The 19932-nt window shown below is 53.2% G+C and carries 15 protein-coding genes; 4 read left to right on the top strand and 11 right to left on the bottom strand.

Annotated features, from left to right (window positions below; all coding sequences use genetic code 11):
- Nucleotides 1–286 precede the first annotated feature (286 nt).
- Nucleotides 287–718: a PAS domain S-box protein gene (locus RBT11_15305; protein MDX9788147.1), complete on the top strand. Its 432-nt coding sequence runs from the start codon at nt 287–289 to the stop codon at nt 716–718.
- 149 nt (nt 719–867) lie between these two features.
- On the opposite strand, the gene ligA is transcribed toward RBT11_15305, so the two are convergent.
- Nucleotides 868–2910, bottom strand: coding sequence for an NAD-dependent DNA ligase LigA (gene ligA, locus RBT11_15300; GenBank protein MDX9788146.1), 2043 nt, complete (start codon nt 2908–2910; stop codon nt 868–870).
- 335 nt (nt 2911–3245) lie between these two features.
- On the opposite strand from ligA, the gene RBT11_15295 reads away from it, so the two are divergent.
- Entirely contained in the window at nt 3246–4958 is a 1713-nt protein-coding gene (locus RBT11_15295; GenBank protein ID MDX9788145.1) for an FAD-dependent oxidoreductase, read from the top strand.
- Nucleotides 4959–5011: 53 nt separating this feature from the next.
- Here the strand turns inward: RBT11_15295 and RBT11_15290 are convergent, their stop codons facing one another.
- The 10 genes from RBT11_15290 to mfd all read right to left on the bottom strand — a co-directional run bounded on the left by RBT11_15290 (nt 5012) and on the right by mfd (nt 18198).
- Nucleotides 5012–5833 (bottom strand): nucleoside phosphorylase, encoded by an 822-nt coding sequence (locus RBT11_15290; protein ID MDX9788144.1) that lies wholly within the window; start codon nt 5831–5833, stop codon nt 5012–5014.
- The gene (locus RBT11_15285) at nt 5802–6053 is read right to left on the bottom strand and encodes a hypothetical protein (protein ID MDX9788143.1); all 252 of its coding nucleotides are present in this window, start codon (nt 6051–6053) and stop codon (nt 5802–5804) included. Before RBT11_15285 ends, RBT11_15290 begins: the two co-directional genes overlap by 32 nt.
- A gap of 18 nt (nt 6054–6071) precedes the next feature.
- Nucleotides 6072–8150: a glycine--tRNA ligase subunit beta gene (glyS, locus tag RBT11_15280; protein ID MDX9788142.1), complete on the bottom strand. Its 2079-nt coding sequence runs from the start codon at nt 8148–8150 to the stop codon at nt 6072–6074.
- A gap of 212 nt (nt 8151–8362) precedes the next feature.
- Nucleotides 8363–9247 (bottom strand): glycine--tRNA ligase subunit alpha, encoded by an 885-nt coding sequence (gene glyQ / locus RBT11_15275; GenBank protein ID MDX9788141.1) that lies wholly within the window; start codon nt 9245–9247, stop codon nt 8363–8365.
- Nucleotides 9247–10359, bottom strand: coding sequence for a galactokinase (locus RBT11_15270; GenBank protein MDX9788140.1), 1113 nt, complete (start codon nt 10357–10359; stop codon nt 9247–9249). Before RBT11_15270 ends, glyQ begins: the two co-directional genes overlap by 1 nt.
- Nucleotides 10360–10362: 3 nt before the next feature.
- Nucleotides 10363–11127, bottom strand: coding sequence for a DNA repair protein RecO (gene recO / locus RBT11_15265; protein ID MDX9788139.1), 765 nt, complete (start codon nt 11125–11127; stop codon nt 10363–10365).
- A 5-nt stretch (nt 11128–11132) separates the two neighbouring features.
- Complete coding sequence (mgtE, locus tag RBT11_15260; GenBank protein MDX9788138.1) at nt 11133–12485, bottom strand: magnesium transporter; 1353 nt, start codon at nt 12483–12485, stop codon at nt 11133–11135.
- 73 nt (nt 12486–12558) lie between these two features.
- The gene (locus tag RBT11_15255; protein ID MDX9788137.1) at nt 12559–13317 is read right to left on the bottom strand and encodes a DUF4115 domain-containing protein; all 759 of its coding nucleotides are present in this window, start codon (nt 13315–13317) and stop codon (nt 12559–12561) included.
- A gap of 187 nt (nt 13318–13504) precedes the next feature.
- Nucleotides 13505–14521: a SurA N-terminal domain-containing protein gene (locus tag RBT11_15250; protein ID MDX9788136.1), complete on the bottom strand. Its 1017-nt coding sequence runs from the start codon at nt 14519–14521 to the stop codon at nt 13505–13507.
- A gap of 140 nt (nt 14522–14661) precedes the next feature.
- Nucleotides 14662–18198 (bottom strand): transcription-repair coupling factor, encoded by a 3537-nt coding sequence (gene mfd / locus RBT11_15245; GenBank protein ID MDX9788135.1) that lies wholly within the window; start codon nt 18196–18198, stop codon nt 14662–14664.
- Nucleotides 18199–18799: 601 nt separating this feature from the next.
- Between mfd and RBT11_15240 the strand changes: the two genes are divergently transcribed.
- Both RBT11_15240 and RBT11_15235 read left to right on the top strand, forming a co-directional pair.
- Complete coding sequence (locus RBT11_15240; protein ID MDX9788134.1) at nt 18800–18937, top strand: hypothetical protein; 138 nt, start codon at nt 18800–18802, stop codon at nt 18935–18937.
- Nucleotides 18938–19484: 547 nt separating this feature from the next.
- A partial coding sequence (locus RBT11_15235) for a DUF1302 family protein (GenBank protein ID MDX9788133.1) occupies nt 19485–19932 on the top strand: 448 nt, incomplete at its 3' end.

Raw genomic sequence — 19932 nt, 5'->3', positions numbered from 1 at the left:
TTTCTCCTTATTTGATAACGGCTTACTTTTTATATAGAAAAATAGCAACAAGTGCAATAGCCAATCACGCAGAAGACCACCTCAACGGGCTGGGGGCGGCCTTCTTCATGATCGGAATGAATTAAAAAATGGGGCATCCGGCCGGCCGGTCCGGGGTGGGGGTATCGTTTCAATGGGTTTCCCCATGAGGGTTATCTTAAAGGTTAACTTTTCGATAAGAATATTTAATATTTAGGATGCGATCTCATGCCCTCTTTCGAAGGTTGACGACCGAGGAGGAATATTGGTGATTAGTACCGAATTCGACATCGCGCAATTTGTGCAAGCGGCGGGGGATGCAATCATAGCGGCAAATGCAGACGGCGCGATAATCTTTTGGAATTCAGCGGCGGAACGAATCTTTGGGTACACGAAAGACGAGGCGCTCGGTCATTCGCTTGATATGATTATTCCGGAGCGTCTTCGAAAGCGGCACTGGGAAGGATATCGACAAGTGGTTCAATCCGGCCGAACCCGGTATGGTAGCGAAGTGCTTCGTGTACCTGCTGTACGTAAAGACGAGCGGCCTCTTTCGATTGCGTTCACGGTTGCGCTGCTTTTCTCCCCGAGCGCACAATTGCAGGCTATTGCCGCGATCATACGTGATGATACCACCCACTGGAACGAGGAGCGCGCGCTTCGCCAACAGCTGGCCGGGTTAAAAGCCAAGAATAGTTGAATACTGATCCGATACCATATGGAACTGCGGTCCGACTGAATGTTAGACCCTTAACCAGACACATGCACGCTTTTGCGTGTATATTCGCTGAAGGTGAAAGATGGCTTTCTTTCATGCATCCCGGCATCCCGGCATCCGGCTTTGCCGGATTAGGACAGCAGATTCATCAGCGTGGCCTCATCGATCACCGTCACTCCCAGGCTTTCGGCTTTGGCAAGTTTGGACCCGGAATCCGAGCCGGCCACAAGATAATCGGTTTTGCTGCTGACGGAGCCGGCGACCTTGCCGCCCAGGGCGGTGATTTTCATTTTGGCTTCGCTGCGGGGCATGCTGCTCAGGGTGCCGGTGAGTACAAATGTTTTGCCGGACAGGGGGGCGGCGCCGGCGGGTTTTTCTTTCTGATAGGAGATGACGACGCCGTTTTCCAAAAGCCGGGTGACGAGATCTTTGTTCCCGGCATGTTGAAAAAAAGCGACGATGCTTTTCGCGATGACGCCGCCGATGCCGTCGATGGCGGTGAGTTCTTCTTCGGTGGCGAAGGCTAGGTCATCGATATGGCGGTAGTGTCCGGAAAGGATTTGTGCGACGTTTTCTCCCACGTAGCGAATGCCCAGCCCGAAGAGAAACCGGTCAAAGGAGACGGATTTGCTTTTTTCGATAGCGTCGATGAGGTTTTGCGCTGATTTAGCCCCCATCCGATCCAGTGCGCTTAGCGTATATCGATTCAGCAGAAAAAGGTCTGCGCTGGAAACTATCAGCCCTTTTTCCACCAGTTGCTCCACGAGTTTGTCGCCGAGGCCTTCGATATTAAAGGCGCCTTTGGCAGCAAAATGCTTGATGCGTTCCTTCAATTGGGCCGGGCAGGCCGTGTTGATGCACCGGGTGGCGGCTTCCAGAGGATCTCCGGTTTCGCTTTTTTCCCGAATCGTGCCGGCACCGCAAGCCGGGCAGGTGCGTGGCATGTGAAAGATGGTTTCCGCGCCGGTGCGGCTGGAGAGGATCGGTTTTACCACCTTGGGAATGACATCACCGGCCCGTTCCACAAACACCCTATCTCCGATACGGATATCTTTCTGGGCGATTTCGTCCTCGTTGTGCAGCGTGGCGCGGCTGACCGTGACGCCGCCGACCTTTACCGGTTCTAAAATGGCCACCGGTGTCAAAGCGCCGGTTCGCCCAACCTGGACTTCGATATTCAGCAGCCGGGTGGTTTCCTGAACGGCTTTGAATTTATACGCAATCGCCCATCTGGGGCTGCGGGATTTTTCCCCGAGCCGCTCGCGCAGGGCAAGATCATCCACTTTGACGACCATGCCATCGATCTCGTAGGAAAGTTCTTGGCGTTTTGATTCCAGTTCCCGGTGAAAGGCCAAGACTTCGTTGATCGGTATTCGGGGCCTTATGAGCGGATTGATTTTAAAGCCGAAAGATTTCAGCCGGCACAGCATGTCCCAATGAGAAGAAACCCGAAGGCCATCGGTTCGGCCGACGCCGTAGAGAAAAATATCCAGTGGCCTGGCGGCGGTGACGGCTGAGTCCAGTTGGCGCAGAGAGCCTGCCGCTGCATTTCTGGGGTTGGCGAAAAGGGGAAGTCCTTCGGACTGGCGACGGTTGTTCAGGGCTTCAAAGCCGGCAAGGCTGATAAATACCTCGCCTCGTACTTCCAGCAGCGGCGGCACTCCGCCGTCCGGACCCGGCTGCAGAATGAGCGGAACGGCGCGAATGGTGCGCATGTTGTCCGTAATGACTTCTCCGTTCACCCCGTCGCCGCGCGTGGTGCTGAGTGTCAGCCTGCCGTCCCGGTAAACGATTTCCACGGCGATGCCGTCCAGTTTCGGTTCCGCTGTATAAAGCACCGGATCTTTTGTTTCCAGCAATTTCCGAACCCGCTGATCAAAGTCCAGAATATCCGAATCATTAAAGGCGTTGTCCAGGCTCAGCATGGCAATGGCATGCGGGGCGGTTTCAAAGCTTGCCAGCGGGGGCGCTCCCACCCGCATCGTCGGCGAATCGGGAGTGACCAGGGAGGGATGCGCCGTTTCAATTTCGGTCAGTTCTTGCAGCAACCGGTCGTATGCGTTGTCCGAAATTTCAGGATCATCCAGCACATAATACCGATGGTTGTGCCGGTGAAGCTCGCGGCGAAGCCACGCAACTCTTTCAATGAGTTCAGGGGGATTGGCGTTTGGCATATCGAATCGATTCGGAATAGAGGGTTGAATTGTCGAAAAACAAATACCAGAAGACGAAGGATTTGTAAAATCATCTTGATGGCGCTCCGCACAGCCTGGCGGATTCCTTAAGCCCATCCTTGCCTGCCCCTTGGATTTGCTTTTTTCTAATTGAATTTCCTTGCGCACGCGGCCCAATGGGTTTAGACCCTTTACCAGAAACATACACTCTTTTGCGTGTATATTCTCCGAAAGTGAAAGATGGCTTTTATGCATCCCAGCATCCGGCTTTGCCGGATCAGGTTTTTATTTCTTAGCGGCAACGCTTATTTATAAATCGTTAAAGGAGGTTTTATATGGCTGAAAACATACTAATTATCGGTGCGGTAGCGGTGGGTCCCAAGTCGGCATGTCGGTTTAAAAGGCTTTGTCAGAACGGAAATGTCACCATCATTGACCAGGATGACATGATATCCTACGGCGGGTGCGGCATTCCTTACTATATATCCGGAGATGTGAGTGATGAATCGGAACTCCGGTCGACGAGTTTTCATATGGTCCGGGATGAGCGGTTTTTCCGCGACGACAAGGGCGTGACCGCCCTGACCGGTACCAAGGCTCTGAACATCGACCGGCGAAACAAGACCGTTCGTATCCGGGAAAATAACGGCAATGAAAAAGACCTTTCCTATGACAAGCTGGTGATCGGCGTCGGAACCCGGCCCCGGGAGCTCAACATTCCGGGAACAGGGTTGAAAAATGTTTACAGAGTGGGCAACCTTCATGACGCCATTCAGATCAAGGAGAAAATTACAGCCGGTCAGGTAAAAAAGGCGGTGGTCATCGGCGGCGGATTTATCGGTCTGGAAATGGCTGAGGCGCTGGCGGATATGTGGCAGATCGAAACCACGGTGGTGGAGTTCTGCGATCAGATCATGCCCGGTTTTGTCAGCAAAAGCCTGGCCCTCATGGCCCGAAAACGCATGGAGGCCGAAGGCGTAGCCTTTTATCTGGGAGAATGCGTGGAAGCGCTGGAAGGGGCTGAGGCGGTGGAGAGGGTTCGGACCAACCAACGCACACTTGAGGCGGATCTGGTCATCATGGCGGTGGGCGTGGCGCCGAACACGCAACTGGCGGCGGATGCCGGGCTTGAGATCGGGCCGAACGGGTTTATCGTGGTCAACGATCATATGCAGACATCGGACCCGGACATCTATGCCGGTGGCGACTGTGTGCAAATTACGAATCTGGTGACGGGGAAACCCGGTTTTTTCCCTCTGGGTTCCATGGCGAATCGCCAGGGGCGCGTCATCGGCACGAATCTGGCCGGTGGAAATGCCGTGTTTCCGGGAGGGGTGGGCAGCTTTGTGGTGAAAACATTCGATATGGCCCTGGCGGGTGCGGGCCTGTCCGATGAAACCGCCAGAAAACAGGGATTTGATGCGGTTGGGATTCAAGTGTCCCAGTTTGACAGAGCCCATTTTTATCCGGAAAAGGAAATTATTTACCTTGAGCTCGTGGTGGACCGGAAAACGCGCCGGGTCTTGGGCATTCAGGGCTTCGGCGGGCAGAACAGCGGCATGTTCGCCCGGGTCAACGCGGTGGCCACGATTCTTCAATACCACCCCACGGTGGAGGCCGTCAGTAATCTGGAGATAGCCTATTCGCCCCCGTTCGCCTCAGCCATGGATATTGTTAACGCCCTGGGCAATGCCGCCGAAAACTTTTTGGACGGCCGGTATGCGCCCATGACTTTCGAAGAGTTTGAGGCATGCTGGCAACATCGCGGCCAAAACGATTGCCTGTTTCTGGACTGCCGGGCCTATGGCGATGCCAAAGTGTTTGAGGCAAAATATCCGGAAAGCTGGAAAAGCATTCCTCACAATGAACTGATGCAGCGAATGGATGAAGTGCCCAGGGATAAAAAACTGATTCTGGTCTGCAATACCGGGGTTCGTTCCTATGAGGCGCAGATCAATCTGCGGGCCAAAGGCTTTGACGATACGGTCAGTGTCGGAGCCGGTGTCGCTTCCCTCAAGCAATGCGGAATGAACTTTGAAACGGAGTAAATCGGAATTTTCAGCATCCGGCGTTCACCAATCGGACGATAGAAAGAAATGTATCAAGGGTGAACGTTGGATGCCTTTCCGGCCGGCGCAGGCCGTAATCCCGTTTGTTCACGGCACAGCCTGCCGATAACATCGCAGATCGCTCTGCGCCGGGTTTTGAAGCATTTTTCCGTAAATCCCTGTTGCCAGGAAAGGCTCGCCAGACTGTCCGAGACCACCAGTACGGCGCCGACTTCCACGTCACGGAATTTCCCCACGGTAAAAAGCGCGGATAATTCCATCTCCACCGCCAGCGTGTGTTGTCGTTGAAAATGGATGACGCGATCGCGTGTTTCTCGATAAATGGCGTCCGTGGTCCAGATGGCGCCGGTGTGAAAGGGGATCTCTTGTTGGGTGAGCTGCTGAGTGATGAATCCGGTAACCCGGTTTCCCGGAAATACGGTGTCGCCGGTTTTCATTCGGTAGTGCAGGGAGGTGCCTTCATCGATCACGGCGGCGGTGGGGACGATGACGTCGCCGATGTTCACCTTCGGAGAGATGGCGCCGCACCAGCCGAGAAAGAGGATGGTTCGGGCGCCCCGGGCGATGAGGGTTTCAAGCAGAATCACGGCATAGGGCGCGCCGATGATCGGTCCGGTTAGGGCAAACGTTCTTGCCTCATTGGTATAAAGCCGGCTGGTGATCAACGATTTAAAGCCGGCTTTATTCAGGCCGGTACAACCGCACAGCGTCGTCAGATCCGGCAAGCTGCCGACCATTACGGCAAGGGAAGGCAGCGGCGGGCTGCCTTCGGGCGATTCCGGGTTAACGATGGCGGTCGTGTCGTTCAGCATGTCAAACGGATCACTCTGGGCCTGCCAGCGCGGACAGCTCATCCTTTACTTCATCAATGATCGTGTAAAACCACGACAAATCCTCAATGGACAAGCGGCCGGATTTCCGCTGGCTTTCCTCACCGTTTTTCTTGATGATGACGCGGGGGCCGATCTGCACCTTGGGTTCTCCATCTCCATATTGATTGATGGAAACCACCAAACCGGTTTCCTCACAGCGCCATTTTTTGAGCATTTTATCTTTTTCGGCATCGAACGGCATTATTTCCTCCTTCTCCGTTTACGTTGATAGTTTTGAAAAATCTGCAAACATGGCGAATAGATCCGAGATTTGGCCCAAAAGGGCCAGGCGGTTGGCGCGGATGGTTTCATCTTCCGCCATGACCATGACGCCGTCAAAAAAGGCATCGACCGCACCACGCAGGGAAGCGATTTGCCGCAGCGCCTCTTCAAAGCAATGGTTATTTAGGTTATCGGCGACTTGAGCACGAACCTTTTTGAATGCGTTCAAAAGATCCCCTTCGCAGGGGGCCTCGAAAAGCCCCTCATTCAGCGCGGCGCCGACAGCGGTATCCGATTTTTTGATGATATTGACCACGCGCTTGAAGGCGATGGCCAGGGGCTCGAAGTCGGGTTCGGCCTTTAATTTCTCAAGCGCGCGTACCCGGTTCCACACATTGGGAACATGGTCCACCGTCACGCTGGTGACCGCGGCGACCACATCCCTGGAGTAGCCTAAATCCGAGAGCAGGTGGGTCATGCGGCCGCTGAAAAAATCATACACCTTTTGCGCGGTTTCGGCGGAATTCTGATCGGCGGTGGAAGAGAAAAGGGCTGTTCCGGTTTGAATCAGCGCCATCAATGAAACGGAAACATTCCTTTCGAGCAGAATCTGAATGATGCCGATTGCCTGGCGGCGCAGGGCATAAGGATCCGCCGCGCCCGTGGGAATCAGACCCGCGCTGAAACATCCGCAGATGGTATCGATTTTATCCGCAATTGCCACAACGGCACCGGCAAGACTCTGGGGCAGGGCGCCGCCGGAATAGGTGGGCTGGTAGTGTTCCTCGATCGCGGTTGCCACGGCAGCAGGTTCACCGGCCGCCAGCGCGTACACGCGGCCCATGATGCCTTGCAATTTCGGAAATTCCCCCACGGTCTGACTCATCAGATCCGCCTTGCACAGAAAGGCAGCCCGAATCGCATGGGCGGCGGTTTCCGGCGGGCAGGGGAGTTGCGCGGTCAGGTATTCTGCAATTTTGCCGATGCGAACCACCTTATCGTACACCGAGCCGAGCTTTGCCTGAAAAAGCACGTTGTTAAGGCGCGAGACCCAGGTCTCAAGGGCTACGGCCCGGTCGGTGCGGTAAAAAAACCGGGCATCTTCAAGCCGAGCGCGCAGGACGCGCTCATGGCCTCTGACGGACAGCGCCACGTCCCTGGTTCGGGTGTTGTTGATGGCGATGAAATGCGGCATCAGGCTTCCGGAGGCATCAATTATCGCGAAGTATTTCTGGTGTTCCCGCATGGCGGTAATCAGTATTTCCCCGGGCAACTCCAGGTATCCGGCATCAAAATTACCCACCACCGGCAGGGGGCATTCCACGAGCTGCGTGACAATATCCAGCAGGGCTTCGTCCGGCAGCACGCGGCCGCCCACCTTTTCGGCGCAGCGCTGAATTTCGTCGATAATCCTGTTTTTACGCTCGGTGATATCCGCGATGACGTCCGCTTCTCTCAGAATATCCACATAGGCTTCCGGAGAAGGCACGGGTATTTGTTCCCGGCGCATGATGCTGTGGCCCCACGTCCAGGCGTCGCTTTGAAGACCGGCAAAAGAGAACGAGACCACTTTCGTACCAAAAAGGGCCAGAATAGAGTGAATGGGCCTGGCAAAGAGAACCTGCTTATCCGCCCATTTCATGGTCTTGGGAAAGGGAATGGCCGTGATGAGCTCCGGCAATATCGTTTCCAATAAGGTTTCGGTGGATTTTCCGGCATCGGCAGTCACGGCGCATAAGTATCGGCCTTTGGGTGTCTCGGTTACGCCGAGTTCCGCGACGCTTAGCCCCACTTTTTCAGCGAATTTTCGGGCTGCCATGGTGGGCTGCCCTGTTGCGTCAAAGGCGACTTTCTCCGGCGGCCCCATGACTTCCGTCGTGACCGGGGTTTGTTTTTCCGCCACATCCGCCACACTTACCGCAAGCCGCCTGGGCGTTCCGAAGGTGGTTGCCGCGCCGTGATCGATGCGTGCGCGTGTCAATTTTTTGAGCAAATTTTCCTGCAGCGCCTTTAACGCCGGCTCAATATACCCCGCCGGAATTTCCTCCGCGCCTATCTCGAATAATAACCGTTTCATGCCTACCCCTGCCGGCTTTGCCGGAAGCTAATAGCTAATAGCTGATAGCTGATAGCTGATAGCTGATAGCTAATAGCTGATAGCTGATAGCTGATAGCTGATAGCTGATAGCTGATAGCTGATAGCTGATAGCTAATAGCTGATAGCTGATAGCTAATAGCTGAAAGATGGTTGATGTAGCATTGCCAAAGATGCATGCTTTTGCTTGTATGTTAGACTCCATCGCCTTTTTCTCTGACCAACGGAAAGCCCATCTTCTCTCGCTGCTGAAGATATTTTTCCGCGCATAACCGCGCCATATTCCGGATTCTGGCGATATATCCGGTTCGCTCCGTGACGCTGATGGCCCCTCGTGCATCGAGCAGGTTAAAGGTGTGGGAGCACTTAAGGCAGTATTCATATGCTGGCACCACAAGGCCCGAATCGATCTGTTGCTTGGATTCAGCTTCATAGGCGTTAAAAAAACCAAGGAGTTTTTTCACGTCCGCCTTCTCAAAATTATAGGTCGATTGCTCCACTTCCTGCTGATGGTATACCTGGCCATAGGTGACCGAATCGTTCCATTTCAGATCATAGACATTATCGACGCCCTGTAAGTACATGGTGATACGCTCCAGACCGTAGGTGATTTCCACGGGAATCGGGGACAACTCGATGCTGCCCGCCAGTTGAAAATACGTAAACTGGGTGATCTCCATGCCATCCAGCCAGACCTCCCAGCCAAGCCCTGAGGCGCCCAGCGTGGGAGACTCCCAGTCATCCTCCACAAAGCGGATATCGTGGGCCAGCGGATCCACGCCCAGGGCTTTCAAGCTTTCCAAATACAATTGCTGGACATCCGTGGGGGAGGGCTTTAACATCACCTGAAACTGATAATAATGCTGCAACCGGTTGGGGTTTTCGCCGTAACGGCCATCCGTCGGGCGGCGGGAGGGTTGCACATAGGCGACCCGCCACGGCTCCGGACCGATGGCTTTGAGCAGGGTGGTCGGATGGAAGGTGCCGGCCCCCACTTCCAGATCGTAGGGCTGAACCAGCAAGCATCCTTTTTTGGACCAATAGGATTGCAGTGTTAAAATAACATCTTGAAAGTTCATTAATAAACCTCGTCATTTTCCGGGATGGCCGTGCAGCCCCCGGTTTCTATCATAACACCGCGCATGTCAATGCCCGCATCGAGCAGGCGGGCGTCTTGCCGGGCACCGGCAATCCGGTGCCATTCAGTGCGCAACCGGCGCATGCGCTCGGGTTCACCCAGCGCCCAGATACAACCGCCCGCGCCGGCGCCTGAAATTCTGGCGCCGCAACCGGTTTCAAGGGCCGCTGTTACCAGTTTGTTTCCGATATCATCCAAAACATCCGGTGTCATTTCTTTTCGAAGGGCCATCTCCCGGTTCATGGCGGCAACGGCCTCGTCCATATTCATGGTGCGTAAGGCCTGTTCAAACCGATGGACCAGCGTCACGATGCTTGCCCAGTTATCCCGCGTGTCTCCGGCCAGAAACTGCCGCACCCAGCGGGAATTGACATCCTTTGATTCATGCGGGATGCCGCAGTAGGCGACTAGCAGGCGTTTTTCCATCATGCCGGCCATTTCCGGCGCAAGGGCGCGCTGCTCGAAAAATGGGCCGTCCGGGCCATATCGCCAATACCAGGCATTGACACCGCCAAAGGCGGCCGCCAATTGGTCCTGAGTCCCGCAGGGAACCCCCGCCACGCTTTCCTCAATGGCGTGCGCCAATCGTGCGATTTGCGATGGATTCATTTGCGGCCGTTTTTCGATGGCGCAACAGGCCGCGTCAAACGCGGCGACCAGTGCCACGGCGGCTACGGACGAGCCCCCCAGCGCGCTTCTCGGGGGGGAGGTTGAGTCGATGTGCACATGCACTCCCTCCGCCCGGAAATAGCTTGCCACAGCAAAAATCAGCCCCATCGGATGATTAAAAGGCGCAGTATCCAACGGAAAGGCGGCGCTGTCAAACCCTTTTGAACTCACTTTGATTCGGCCCGTTTCATAGGGCTGCAGGCTGACGCTGGTTCGCAGGTTCAGTGCGATATTGACGGTGCAGGGGGAAAGGTGCCCCAAGGGCAGATAAAACGAGCGAATATCCAAGGTTCCGCCCATATCGATGCGGCAGGGCGCCGAAGCGCGGATCGGCGTGGATGTGAGGAAATGATGCAACGCGCCTTCTTGATAGTGAATAGGCATGGCTTATGACCTTATCTTATTTAAAAAGTCCAGGCTCTTGGGCCGTTTCCCCAAATGATGGGGCAAAAAGGTTTCCAAAAATGCCTGCCCCTCTTTGATGGCTTGGGGAAGGCAGCGGATTCGGGATACCTGATTCAGGGGAATCCGGTCCATCCACTGAAGCTGGCGGACCGTGCCCTTGGTGAGGTGAAGGCCCTCGGTGGTTGTTTTTTGACATTGGCTGCAGGTTAAGCGGCCTGTTTTAATGTTGAATGAAAGGTGATTGCCTTCCATATCGGTAATTTTTCGATTGCACGCCTGACAATCGGTCAGATTGGGCGCGAGACCTGCCAGGGACAGAAATTTCATCTGGAATGCCATCGAGAGCACCGGGGGGGGGATTTCCCCCCGGTTCAGCTCGATCAACGCATACCGAAGCAGGTGATAAAGGTGAATCTGCTGTTTGCCCTCTTCAGACCATTCATTGACGATTTCTGCCCAGTAGCCGGCTATCGCGGTTTTGGTGATATCCGCGGCCAGTTTCGGCAACCCTGCATCAAGAGAGGTCTCCCGAAGCAGGGGCAGGCGTCTGCCCGGTCCGGTGGCACAGACAATGTTCAGCAGGGAAAATAATTCCAGCATGCCGCCGAATCGTTTGACACTTTTTTTGGCGGACTTGGCGATGACGGGAATTTTACCCTCGGATCGGGTAAAAAAGGTTAGAATAAGATCATAATCGCCATATTCAACCCGGCGGAGCAGGACGGCAGGCGTGGAAAAATCCGGCATGGGCCTTAGATACCCATGAGCGCGGTGGCGATTGAGAAATAGGTAAAAACACTGATAATGTCCACCGCAGTCGTTACAAAGGGCCCCGTTGCGACCGCCGGATCGATTTTAATTCGCTCAAAGAGCATGGGAACCAGTGAGCCAACCAGGGCTGCAATGGACATCGAGCAGATCAGGGCCAGTCCCGCCGAAACAGCCACGATGTATGTGTTATAGCGAAATTGGGCGACGGTTGCGATGAAGAGTCCGTAAAGGGATCCGAGAAAAAATCCGATGGTCAGTTCCTTGCGGACCACCGACCAGATATCCCGAACATGCAGCCGGCCTGTGGCAAGCCCGCGGACGACAATCGTGGAGGATTGAGTGCCGATATTTCCGCCCATGCCGCCGATCACCGGAATAAAGGCCGCCAGATAGGCTATCTGTTTGATGCTGGCTTCGAAGTGGCCGATGACAAACGCGGCCAAAAGTCCGCCCAGGCAGCTCACAAATAGCCACGGCAACCGAATCCGCGTGCTTCGCAGGATGGATTTGGTTTCCACGAACTCCTCGCCGGCGCCGGCCATTTTCAAAATGTCCTCGGTGGCTTCCTTTCGAATAATGTCGATGACATCATCCACCGTGACAATACCCACCAATCGATGGTTTTCATCCACCACCGGAACGGCCAGAATGTCGTATCGGGCGACGATTTTGGCCACTTCTTCCTGGTCGGTGTCTGTTCGTACCGAAATCACGTCGGTGGTGATAAAGGATTTCAGGGGTGTTTCCGGCGGTACCACAACCAGTTGCCGAAGCGAGCTGACACCGACGAGTTTGCCGTATTCATCCACCGCATACAAATAGAAGGGCATTTCGACATCGGCGAATTCGGTCTGGAGGGAGGCAATGGCGTCACGGGCCGTGGTATCTTCTTTAAGCGCGATAAAGTCCGGTACCATGATACCGCCGGCGGTCTCATCATCATATTTGAGGAGCTTTTCGACTTCATCGGAGCCTTCCCGCTTCATTTTTTGAAGCAAGGCGTCCGATGTTTCCGGGGGCAACAGGGCAATGAGATCCGCGACGTCGTCATTGGGCATTTTTTCGAAAATTTCGACCACCTTGTCCAGATCGATGCCGTCAATGAGTTTCTGAAACGTATCCCGGTCGAGCATGCTGAGCAACAACCCTTGATCTTCAACATCATCTATCATATCAAATAGTTTGCGTTGATGTGCGACGGGCAGGGATTGAAAGGCGACCGACAGATCGGCAGCATGCGTTCGGTTGACGATTTTGCGAAGATGGTGAATGGCGTTGCGTCGTATCAGGCGGTTGATACTGTCTATCAGAATTCTGTTGAGATCTTTTTCCATAGGTCACCCGGCCGCTTTCGTGTAATAGAAAGTTTAAAAAGCGGAATTGCTCAATCCTACACGGATTATCGGCTCAAGGCAACCGCAGTGTCACCATTTGTCCCGGTTTTCCGTGAATCGGAAACGGCTTATGGTTGAATATCAAATTGACACCCGTGGCGTTTCCTATCAATAGGTTGATGCCGTGTTCGGCAGTAAATTCCAACCGGTCTCCTGCATTAATGGTATATTTTTTGGGCGTTTGCTCATCAATGATGAGCTTGACCCATGTTTCTTTCACCCCTGCAATCACCAGCGTATTCGTTGCCGTGACCGGGGCGGGTTGTTTTGGCTCGGGCGTCTCCGGAGCGATTACGGGCGCTTTTTCCCGTGCAGGCGTTGCAATGGCCGGCGCAATTGGCGGTGCTTCTTTTTTAATTGTGTCGGGCGCCGATGTCAGCCATACGGAGAAAAAGATCAGGCATGCCAGTGCCCCCAGTGAAACAGTCAGCCGTAGCCAAAGCCGTTTGCGCGAGCGAATCAAATCGGCTTCATATCGGGCGGTCTGAATGTGCAAATGGCAATTGGCCAGGTACCGCTGCACGGTCTCATCGGGGTTGGCGCCGATGAGCGTGGCATAAGCTTTTAAAAAGCCCTTCACAAATACCGGGTCGGGCAGCTTGTCGTGATCTTCGGTTTCAATCGCATTGAGCATGTCCGGTTTTATGCGGGTTTCAAAGGACACTCGCTTGATTGAAATGCCTTTTTCAAGGCGGAGCGCTTTCAAATATCGTCCGAAAGACATCGCATCGTAATCAATGTCTCTATTCTGTTTCACTTTATGTTCGATCATTGTCGTCTCCAGACGAAGAGCATCCGGCACCAACTGATAATATTCTCTAACGCCGAAGTTGAAATCAGCTTACCGCCTTGTGAGTATGTGTCATTTTATAAACGGACAAGGTCGCCTGGCCGGAAACGCCGATGATACGGATCAAACGGGTTCAAGCTATGAAGCCGCATTTATAGCGGCATTTAGATTAGTTGATTATTTTTATCTGTGCGTTTTTGCGCAGGGTTTCGAGCCAGTCTTGTTTTCTTTGTTTTACCGTTTCTCTTAACAGCTTTTCTCTTATTTCGTCCTTTTTTTCCGCCAAGGATACGGATTGCGTCTCAACTATATTTTCCAAATAGATGATCTGGTAGCCTTGCCCGGTTTCCAGAATGGGAGTGTATTGGCCGATGGCGAGATTTTCAACCGCTTCTTTGAGCGCCGGCGCGAGATCTTCGAGATTAAACAGTCCCAGTTCCCCTTCTGCGACGGCATATTTCCGATCCGCATGCCGTTTCACCACTTCGACAAAGGGTTCTCCTGCCTTCAGTGCGAGCATCGCCGCTTCCATTCTCTTGTACGCGGTTGTTTTTTCCTCGGCGGGTGCATAGGCCGGTGCATCCATCATGAGGTGTCGCAAATGGTATTGCCGCGCGCCTTTATATTCATCCGCATGCTGCGCATAATAGGCTTTGATATCGTCTTCGGACACGACAATTCGGGAGGTCACTTCCAGGTTCTCGATTCGGTTCAACAGGATTTGCTCCCTGTAATTATTTCGAAATTCAGCCATGGAGAGGCCCTGGTTTTGCAAGGCGCTTCGAAGCCTTTCATCGGTGAGTTTATTGGCTTCTTTCATGCGCTCGACAGCGGCGTCCACCTCCTTGTCGCTAACGGTGATTTCATATTTGGTGCTTGCCTGAAGCATCAGTTTTTGATCTATGAGCATACTTAAAAGCCTTTGGCGTTGATCAAAAATTATTTCGTTTATCTTTTCGGGTGGTTGTCCGGACTGCAGCAGTTCCGCCACCAATGGCGCCAACATTTCGTTAATATCCTGATGCACAATAATGTCACCGTTGACCACGGCAACGATTCGATCCACCACCTGAGGCTGAGCCGAAAGTGCCGGTGATGCGGTGAAAAGTATGCTGATACAAGTCACGGCCCTGAAGAATCGGCGGGCCATGGTGCGGATGGGATGGGATGATTTGCTTCCAATCATGTTGCAGTCCATTTATCCTGGTAAAATAGCCGGTTGCAACGAAATAAATTCGCTGATAACCGGCTGAGGTGAACCCCCGTTTTTTCCCCGCCGTGGTCTTGACGGCACGGAATTTAAAAACATACGGATAGTTAAAGTGCTCAGGCGTTAACATGTTGCATGATTTCTTTCAAGATGTTTTTAGTCTGCGCCAGAAGGCTCGTAGGCGGGCCGGTGGACAGATGCACCCGCAAGCCCTGCTCCGGCGTGAACCGATACATGTTCGGGGATTTGGTGACCAAATCGACGAGCGCAAAGGGGCGTTTCTGGTGGGGTTCGGAAAAGCTCAACACCAGATTGAATCCGCTCAGATCAAGCCGTCGCACACCGGCCTTGATGCAAAGCACGCGAAGCAGAATCTTAAGCAGCAGGTTGGCCGCTTCGGGGGGCAGCGTACCGAATCGATCGGTCAGTTCGGATTTAAAATCAGAGAGTTCCTTTACTTCGGTGAGTCTTGAAAGACGCCGGTAAAGGGCCAGACGCTGATCGATATGGGGAATATAATTTTCCGGAAGAAAGGCGGATACCGTGATGTTGATCTCTGGCTCCAGCGCCTCGATGACCGGCTCGCCTTTCATCTCGCTGATCGAATTTTCCATGAGTTGAAGGAACATATCGTACCCCACGGCGGCAATATGGCCGGACTGGGATGCCCCCAGAATCGTGCCGCCGCCGCGGATTTTAAGGTCATTCATGGCGATCTGAAACCCGGAGCCCAAATCGCTGTGTTCCATGAGCACCTTGAGGCGTTTCTGGGCATCGACGGTTATGGTGCTGTCCCTGGGAATAAAGAGATAGGCATAAGCTTGTTCGTCGGATCTTCCCACCCGGCCGCGCAATTGATAGATTTGCGCCAGACCGAAACGGTCCGCCCGATTAATCAAAATCGTGTTGGCGGTGCCGATATCAAGCCCGGATTCAATGATGGTGGTGCAGACCAGAATATCGATGTGGTGGTTTAGAAAATCGAGCATCACTTTTTCAAGCGCGCCTTCGGGCATGCGGCCGTGAGCGATGCCGAGACGCGCTTGTGGCACCAGTTTTTGAATGTGCGTCGCCATGGCGTCGATATCGGAAATGTGGTTATGCACGAAAAACACCTGGCCGTCTCGGTCGAGCTCTTTTTGAACGGCTTCGGTGATGGTGACATCGTCGGGTTCGCAGATGTAGGTCACAATGGGGTGGCGTTGCTCGGGTGGTGTGGAAATAATGCTGATGTCGCGCACCCCCATCATCGATAAGTGCAACGTCCGGGGAATGGGCGTGGCGGTCAGGGCCAGCACATCCACGGTATGCCGCAGTTTTTTCAGTTTTTCCTTGTGTGTGACGCCGAATCGTTGCTCTTCATCCAGGATGATCAGTCCGATATCTTTAAAGGATACATCCTTGGACAACAACCGGTGCGTACCGATAATGATATCGATCTTGCCCGTCTTTAGATTCTCGATGATGGCTCGTTGTTCTTTGGGGGATCGGAACCGGCTTAAGCATTCCACAAAAAAGGGATAGCGTGCGAATCGTTCCGAGAAAGATTTAAAATGCTGTTCCGCCAGCACCGTGGTCGGGACGAGAACCGCCACTTGCTTGCCGCTGTTGGCGGCCAGAAAGGCGGCGCGAAGCGCTACCTCGGTTTTTCCGTATCCCACATCGCCGCAAACTAGCCGGTCCATGGGCTGCTCCCGGCCCATGTCCGCGAGAACGACATCGATGGCTTTCATCTGATCAGCGGTTTCTTCATAGGGAAAGGCCGTTTCAAATTCTCTAAAGGAGCGGTCAACGGCCGTAAAGGCAGTGCCTTTTTCCACCTTTCGCGCGGCATAGAGCTTGAGCAGTTCGCCGGCGATCTTTTCTGTGGAACGCTTGACCTTTTCCCTGATTTTCTCCCAGGTTTTTCCGCCCAGCTTGTCCAGGACCGGCGTGATGCTGTCCACACCCATGTATTTTTGAATCATATTCATGCGATCTACCGGAAGATAGAGCTTATCCGCATCCCGGTAGGTGATGAGAATAAAATCATTGGTGTTGCCTTCCAGCGTCAGCTTGGTGAGCCCTTCATATTGCCCGATGCCGTGGCTTTGATGAACCACAAGATCGCCTTGCTTTAAGTCTGCCAGTTCCAGCAACTGGGTTCCGGAAGCCGCTTTAATGGCTTTTTGCCGCCGATACGCGCCGCCGAAAATTTCTTCATCGGTGATCGCGGCCAGTCCGGCTTCCGGCCAGACGAAACCCGCGGATAGCCGGCCGATGCAGACGATTGCCCGCCTTGAAGGTCGGTCCGGTTCCGGATATCCGGCATGGCATTCCGGATCAATTCCGTAGGGCGATATCAAGGCGCACAGCCGGTCAGCCTGGGACCGGCTGCGGCATACGAGCAAGGTGTCCAGGCCGGCATTTCGATGCGTGTGTATCCACTCGATCAGTGGTTCAAATAGATGCTCCCGGTCGCGCATGGCTTTCAGTGCAAGACGAAGATTGCCCGTGTCTTCGATACGAAAATGAAATTGCGATTCACCGGGCGGGTAGGACGGCGCACCGGCCCCGGCAGGTGCGGCGGCAACGGCCAGGGTGTCCATGGTCAAAGCGCCTCTTTCCGAGATCAGGGCAATAGCCTCCTGTCGGGAAATATACATGGATTCGAGCGGGACACATAGCCTGCGTTCTTCAAGGGCCTTTTGATAATGAGCCTGCGCCCGACGCGTCAACTCTTCGGCGGCATCCTTAAGGGCGTTGGGCGCCAATGAAATGAAAAGCGTATCAGGAGGCGCATAGTTAAATAAGGTGTCCAACTCCGGGAAAAACATCGGTGTCAGGCTTTCGATGCCCGGAAAAATGCCTTCGGCTTTAATCCGGTCCACCAGGGCGCGGATTTGGGTGACCGGCAGGTGCTGATCCGCGCCGAGTTGCCGAATGCGTTGAAACACCTGATCCAGATTTTCTTTTTTCAGAACGAGTTCGCGTGCCGGTAAAATGACGGCCTCATCGATGGGTCGAATTGTGCGCTGCGTGGCCGCGGAAAAAAACCGGATGGAATCCACCATATCCCCGAAAAACTCGATTCGCAGCGGATCCGAATACAGCGGCGAGAAAACATCCAATATGCCGCCTCGAATACAATAATCTCCGGGTTCTTCCACGATCATGGCGCGGGTGTAGCCGCCGGCGTTCAGCTTGGATACCAGGCGGTCGCGCTCGAGGGCTTCATTGGTCATGAGTAGCTCGGCAAAATTCACCAACTCGGCTTTGGGGAGAATCCGTTGCAAGAGCGCTCCGACCGTGGTGACGACCATGAGCGGCTTGTCGGATACGCTGAGGTGGTATAGCGTGGCGATGCGCTGGGCTGCCGTTTCGTTATGATAGGATAAATACTGGGACGGCAAAATATTATAGGCCGGAAAATAAAGGGGCGTCGCTTCTTTGTCGCCTGTAAAAAACATGATGTCCGAAATGAATTGCTCCGCCTGCTTGGCCGTGGGGGCAATGACGATGATTGGCCGGTGGGCGGTTCCATAAACCAGGGAAGTTAGATAGGCTCGTTCCGCCCCCCCCATTCCGACGCAATGAATACCGCCGCGGTTTTTCTTCACGGTTTCCAGCAGGGATTGAACCGAATGATTTTCTTGTTTTTGGCTGTAATACAAAAGCGATAGTCCCCCAGTGACGCCGGTGTCGTTCAGGTGACGGCGAAACTGAACAGAGTCACCGGCCCGATAGTGACCTCTGAGATATCCGCCAAATGAGATTCCGTCAAGTGCGTATCAATCCAGGTACCAATCCGAGTCATCTTTCTTTCAAAATGTCCCGATAGATTCATCAAAAAACTTGACCAATGGATGTCAATAATTTATATCACCAAACACTTACCGCGCCCAAGAAGCCACCCAAAAACAATATTACCGTATTTAATGGTGCTGACGAATTGTCCACCCGCTATCGGCTTAACTTCAGGTCCCCTATCAGAAACATGCACGAAAGAGCGTGCATTATTGACGAAGGTTGTCGGCTGCCAAGCTATCCAGCAGTCCAACCGCCCAGCATTCGGCTTTGCCGGGTTGGGTTAATACAGACAAAACCAAGAAGCTATAGTGCACTAGCATTTAAACGGTATCGTGATGGTGGGCTGACATCTCTTGTTCTTATAAAGGTCGCCACACCAGGTAAATTAAACAAAATCACATGAAGAAACAACTCGTTATTAGCGCTTGAACGATTATGGCATACCATTTGCTATCGATTTGAAGGATGATCTTTTTTCGGTTTTTCACTTTCGGCGGCGAGGCCTGCGATGAAGGTGGCGTATCGCCCATGGCCGGAACGGACAAACTGGGGCCGACAGCGGTGCTGCGGTTCATCGCCAAACGCTTCACTTTTGATAGATAGCCTCCAATAATTTGGATGGGAATGGGAAAGCCAACGGCCCATTGGAGGGACGGATGGCTTACGGAGCGGGCTTTCAGAATGAATTCCTTGGCAGGCGTGGGTGTAGCGCGCAAGATATTAGTGGCATATTTTTTGCTGGTTATTTTATGAATCTGGTTCTGTTAATGCCCATGGATCAATAATTTGATACTCTTTCTTAAGACACATAATAATAACAATCAATGATGCCCGTATGTCAACTCAAAGCGTAGCTGAAAACCAACACACATCTTTTTTTTAGCAATGTCCTCACCTTGAAGCATTATGAGGGGCAGATGTTTCGATTATCACGTTACGAGAAGGAAAAATCCGGCCCCCCGCCGCCGATTGCCTTCTTCCTGTTCCCTTTGTATGATGAACTTTAAGCTGCTGTATCCGTAGCCCAATTTATGCCGATGAAAGTACCGGCCTATTTAACGGAATAGCAGAATGTTCTTCATTTCGCTTGCTCATAATCCATGATGATTGACGTTAACGAAGGTACAGAGACAAAGAAAAGGAAAACAGTATGAATTTTATTATCTTTGGGGAAAGTTGTAAAAAACGGTTGCGCTTGATTGTTGTTGTCGCTGGTATGCTTTGCTGTTGTTTCCAGCCCGCGCAGGTCAGTGCGCTGCAGTTGTATCAGAGTGATGATTTTACCGCCAGCTTTGACACCACCTTGTCTTATAGCTTGCAGTATCGTGTTCAGGATCAGGATGAATCCATCATCGATATTTCGGCCGGCGGCACCAATGTCAACCCGAATTGGGATGACGGCAATCTGAACTATGACAAGGGCATTTTCAATAACATGTTCAAGATTATTTCCGACCTTGAGCTGAAGAGCAAACATTTCGGCGCGTTTGCGAGAGGTACGGCGTTTTATGATTTTGAAAACGAGGACGGCAGCCGGGAACGATATGAGTTGAGCGACGATGCCAAGGAACTGGTCGGCTCCGATGTAAAGCTTTTGG

The organism is Desulfobacterales bacterium (assembly GCA_034003325.1).
GTDB lineage: Bacteria > Desulfobacterota > Desulfobacteria > Desulfobacterales > JAFDDL01 > JAVEYW01.
This window is presented reverse-complemented; position numbering and strand designations above follow the sequence as displayed.

What these genes read in the sequence shown, in the direction of transcription:
- ligA (MDX9788146.1), bottom strand. Translation starts at nt 2,910, where the DNA reads ATGCCAAACGCCAATCCCCCTGAACTCATTGAAAGAGTTGCGTGGCTT.
- RBT11_15295 (MDX9788145.1), top strand. Translation starts at nt 3,246, where the DNA reads ATGGCTGAAAACATACTAATTATCGGTGCGGTAGCGGTGGGTCCCAAG.
- RBT11_15290 (MDX9788144.1), bottom strand. Translation starts at nt 5,833, where the DNA reads ATGAGCTGTCCGCGCTGGCAGGCCCAGAGTGATCCGTTTGACATGCTG.
- RBT11_15285 (MDX9788143.1), bottom strand. Translation starts at nt 6,053, where the DNA reads ATGCCGTTCGATGCCGAAAAAGATAAAATGCTCAAAAAATGGCGCTGT.
- glyS (MDX9788142.1), bottom strand. Translation starts at nt 8,150, where the DNA reads ATGAAACGGTTATTATTCGAGATAGGCGCGGAGGAAATTCCGGCGGGG.
- glyQ (MDX9788141.1), bottom strand. Translation starts at nt 9,247, where the DNA reads ATGAACTTTCAAGATGTTATTTTAACACTGCAATCCTATTGGTCCAAA.
- RBT11_15270 (MDX9788140.1), bottom strand. Translation starts at nt 10,359, where the DNA reads ATGCCTATTCACTATCAAGAAGGCGCGTTGCATCATTTCCTCACATCC.
- recO (MDX9788139.1), bottom strand. Translation starts at nt 11,127, where the DNA reads ATGCCGGATTTTTCCACGCCTGCCGTCCTGCTCCGCCGGGTTGAATAT.
- mgtE (MDX9788138.1), bottom strand. Translation starts at nt 12,485, where the DNA reads ATGGAAAAAGATCTCAACAGAATTCTGATAGACAGTATCAACCGCCTG.
- RBT11_15255 (MDX9788137.1), bottom strand. Translation starts at nt 13,317, where the DNA reads ATGATCGAACATAAAGTGAAACAGAATAGAGACATTGATTACGATGCG.
- RBT11_15250 (MDX9788136.1), bottom strand. Translation starts at nt 14,521, where the DNA reads ATGATTGGAAGCAAATCATCCCATCCCATCCGCACCATGGCCCGCCGA.
- RBT11_15240 (MDX9788134.1), top strand. Translation starts at nt 18,800, where the DNA reads ATGATCTTTTTTCGGTTTTTCACTTTCGGCGGCGAGGCCTGCGATGAA.